This window comes from Roseomonas sp. TAS13 (assembly GCF_001950415.1).
Lineage (GTDB): Bacteria > Pseudomonadota > Alphaproteobacteria > Acetobacterales > Acetobacteraceae > Roseomonas > Roseomonas mucosa.
The window spans coordinates 1-1,944 of sequence record NZ_BDLP01000578.1 but is presented as its reverse complement, the minus strand read 5'-3'; the positions used below and the strand labels follow the sequence as shown (position 1 = coordinate 1,944).

General features: G+C 72.6%; 2 protein-coding genes. Both read right to left on the bottom strand.

Annotated features, from left to right (window positions below):
- Positions 1 to 92 precede the first annotated feature (92 nt).
- Positions 93 to 1,058, bottom strand: a complete 966-nt coding sequence (locus ROTAS13_RS23820) for a D-alanine--D-alanine ligase (protein ID WP_051004718.1) — start codon at positions 1,056 to 1,058, stop codon at positions 93 to 95.
- Entirely contained in the window at positions 1,055 to 1,927 is an 873-nt protein-coding gene (gene murB / locus ROTAS13_RS23815) for a UDP-N-acetylmuramate dehydrogenase (protein ID WP_075823602.1), read from the bottom strand. The genes ROTAS13_RS23820 and murB overlap by 4 nt, the downstream gene beginning before the upstream one ends.
- Positions 1,928 to 1,944: the final 17 nt, after the last annotated feature.

Sequence of the window (1,944 nt, the reverse complement as noted above, 5' to 3'; positions counted from 1 at the left end):
GCAGCGCCACGGCGATGCCGGCGCGCAGCGCCGGGCGGACCAGCCCGCGCCGGCGCCGCAGCCAGAGGCGCAGGCCGGAGGGGCGCTGCGGCTCACGCGGCATGGCGCAGCCCGCCAGGGGGAACCCTACTCGGAGGCATCCCGTCGTGGCGGGCCTGGGAGACGATCCAGTCGCAGAGCTCGGGGAAGGCGATGCCGAGATGCGCCGCCTGTTCCGGCACTAGCGAGGTGGGCGTCATGCCGGGCTGAGTGTTGACCTCCAGCAGAACGAGGCGGCCCTCGCCCTCTCCGGTGTCGTCGTAGCGGAAGTCGGAGCGCGAGACGCCGCGGCAGCCGAGCGCCCGGTGGGCGTCCAGCGCCACCTCCAGCGCCCGGGCGCGGATCGCCGGCGGCACCGGGGCGGGCAGCGTGTGGCGGGAGCCGCCATCGGCGTACTTGGAGTCGTAGTCGTAAAACTCGCCGGCCTCGGCGTTGATCTCGGTGACTTCCAGCGCGCGGTCGCCCATCACCGCGACGGTCAGCTCGCGGCCGGGGATATAGGGCTCGGCCATGATGGTGCCGTAGCGCCAGGTCCGGGCGATCTCGGCGCGGCGGTTGTCGCCGCCCTTGATGATGTGCACGCCGACCGAGGAGCCTTCCTCCACCGGCTTGATGACATAGGGCGTGGGGAGGGGATCGGCCTCCTCCAGCTCCGCCGCCTCGATCAGCCGGTGCGGCGCCACGGGCAGGCCGGCGGCGGTGAAGGCGGCCTTGGCGGTGGCCTTGTTCATCGCCATCGCCGAGGCGCGTACCCCCGAATGCGTGTAGGGGATGCCGAGCCAGTCCAGGATGCCCTGGACGCAGCCATCCTCGCCGAAGCGCCCGTGCAGGGCGTTGAACACCACATCGGGCTTCGCGTCCCGCAGCGCCTGGATCAGCGCGGCGGGGTCCTGGCCCACCTCGATGCGGGTGACCTCGTGCCCCGCCTTTTCCAGCGCGGCGGCGCATTGCGTGCCGGAGGACAAAGAGACCTCCCGCTCCGCCGAAATTCCCCCCAGAAGGACGGCGACGCGTGTCATTGAGCGAACTCCCCCATTCGCTTGATCTCCCATTCCAGCCCCACGCCGGAATGGGCCAGGACCCGGGCACGCACCATCTCGCCCAGTTCCTCGATCTCGGCGGCGGTGGCGCCGCCGAGGTTCAGCAGGAAATTGCAGTGTTTCTCGCTGACCTGCGCCGCCCCATGGCGCAGGCCGCGGCAGCCGGCCGCATCGATCAGCGCCCAGGCCTTGTGCCCCGGCGGGTTCTTGAAGGTGCTGCCCCCGGTGCGGGCGCGCACGGGCTGGCTGGCCTCGCGGCTCTCGCGGATCTCCCCCATGCGGGTGGCAATAGCAGACCGGTCGCCGGGCGTGGCGTGGAATCGTGCGCGCGTGACGACCGCGCCGGGCGGCAGGGCGGCGCGGCGATAGCGAAAGCCGAGTTCCGTCGCGGGCAGGCGCCGCAGCCCTTCCGGCGTCGCGATCTCTGCCCAGTCCAGCACGTCCTTCACCTCGGCCCCATAGGCGCCGGCATTCATCGCCACGGCGCCGCCGACACTGCCCGGGATGCCGCAAAGGAATTCGAGGCCCGCGAGCCCGGCGGCGGCGGCGTGTTCCGCCAGGGTCACGTCCAGCACCGCGGCGCCGGCCACGATCCCGTCCACCTGCACCACCACCTCGGAAAACCCGCGGGCGAGGCGCAGCACCACGCCGCGCAGCCCGCCGTCGCGCAGGATCAGGTTGGAGGCGGCGCCGATCGCGGCCAGCGGCACCCCGGCGGGCTTGGCGCGCAGCAGGGCGAGAAGGTCCTCCGCATCCGCCGGGCGAACCAGGAACTCCGCCGGGCCGCCGACGCGGAACCAGCTCTGCGGGCCCAGCACCGCCCCTGTCTCTTGATCACATCTACGCACAGCTCCACCGTAAGGCC

What these genes read in the sequence shown, in the direction of transcription:
- ROTAS13_RS23820 (WP_051004718.1), bottom strand. Translation starts at nt 1,058, where the DNA reads ATGACACGCGTCGCCGTCCTTCTGGGGGGAATTTCGGCGGAGCGGGAG.